This is a genomic window from Xanthocytophaga flava (assembly GCF_030068545.1).
GTDB lineage: Bacteria > Bacteroidota > Bacteroidia > Cytophagales > 172606-1 > Xanthocytophaga > Xanthocytophaga flava.
In genome coordinates, this window is record NZ_JASJOR010000076.1 from 1 (window position 1) to 1,601 (window position 1,601).

Consider the following 1,601-nt stretch of genomic DNA (forward strand, 5'->3'; position numbering starts at 1 on the left):
TTTGTCTAAAATTTTAATAACTTGCTCACTGATGATTGTTTTCATCCTCAAAGGTTGGTTTGGTGGCTTGGTCGCTCCAAATTTCAACCTTTTTGTTTTCTATTGCTACTTTTCCTCGGGTAGAGTAAACATAAAGAATATGCGTTCACTGATCGACATTGTAAAATACATGAATGTATGATCTATCTAAAAATAGATTTATAAAAAAGCACAGCTATAGATAATTTTGTAAAAAAGTATCCTATTCATTCCAACTATCCATGATTAAACTTTTACCATATTGTATTCTGTTTTTATTTTTACAATCTATTACCTATGGTCAAGTATCGGTTGGTTTCCAAAAATCATTTTTTCTTGGAAAAGAGAAAAAAAATAATCTTACAGAAGAAGAGTTAAAGGCCATAAGATCTTCCACACTGATCTTTTTTTACAAATCAGCTGATGAGAGTATTCTACCCCAGTTAGAAAAAGCCCTAAAATCTTCATGGAATGTTACTCCGTTGAAATTAGTTCCTTTTTCGCAAATAGAGAAGTATTTGAATGAGCCTAACTACTCATACGCAACTCTTACTACATTTATCGATGGGAGTAGCACTATTTCAGGTGGACAAAAAATGCCTGTGTGGTATTTATTTCTGGATTTCTGGATAAATAAATCAGAGGAAAAAATACCTAGAAAAAGTTTTGCCTGGGTGTGTTTATCTACAGGGGGTACTATGCCGTATGCTCCCATTTATGGTTTTCCTCTTACAGCTAGTTTTGGCTCTTATGCAACTAAGGCTGGCTCTTATAATGTTTTAGGAAATGAGGTAATTGATTTATCTTATAAAATAAAGGCTAATAAGGAACTGATTAAGGAGAAGAAAATACCCGCAACAGACAACTACTTTGACTATTTGTATAATCATGGCTCTTTTCATAACTGGACTCTACCAGATCTGAAAGCCTATTTTTCTGTTGTGAATAATCATGTACAAAATGGTACAACACGAGCGTTTCGTCAGGAAGATATGGATGTGAGTGAGTTATCCAAACTCAAAAAGGATACATTGTTTATTCCAGAGTATGCTCTTTTGGTACCTGATAAGCCCAAAAAAGATACGATGATATATAAACAAGTATCTGAAAATGAAATAAAAAAAATACTTGCAGCCTATCCCTATCCATATCAAATTGTAAGTGAGGATATATTGGTAAAAAAAATTATGGACCCAGCCAAGTCTATTTATTATCTCTCTCATATTGTAACTAGTGCTAAAATTGTAGCAATAATCAACAGCCAAAGTGGGAAAATTATTTATACAGATTTTCGCTTCCTTATGGGAAATGAGTGCATTAGAACAACAGACATGACTCTTTTAAAAGAAGCAATCGAGAAAGGTCATAAATAATAACAATACAATGAAGCAGGTAAAGGCTTCATCTGTAATGCACCTGTTCCCACAATTCCTGATATTAAAAAGTGGTAATGAATGCAGTGGTGGTCGGAAGAAATTCCGACCCCTTACGTTTTAAAGACTTTGTTGGGATCTCCACCCGCCAGTGTGATCATGATAGTGGTTATAAGTTCTCTGAGTTGTAAGACAACTCTTCTTTTTGCC

Annotated in this window: 1 protein-coding gene; it reads left to right on the top strand. The window is 34.0% G+C overall.

The features are described 5' to 3' along the window. The first annotated feature begins 260 nt into the window (after positions 1-260). On the top strand, positions 261-1,391 hold the full coding sequence (locus tag QNI15_RS38775; protein WP_314037580.1) for a hypothetical protein: 1,131 nt from the start codon (positions 261-263) through the stop codon (positions 1,389-1,391). Positions 1,392-1,601 lie beyond the last annotated feature (210 nt).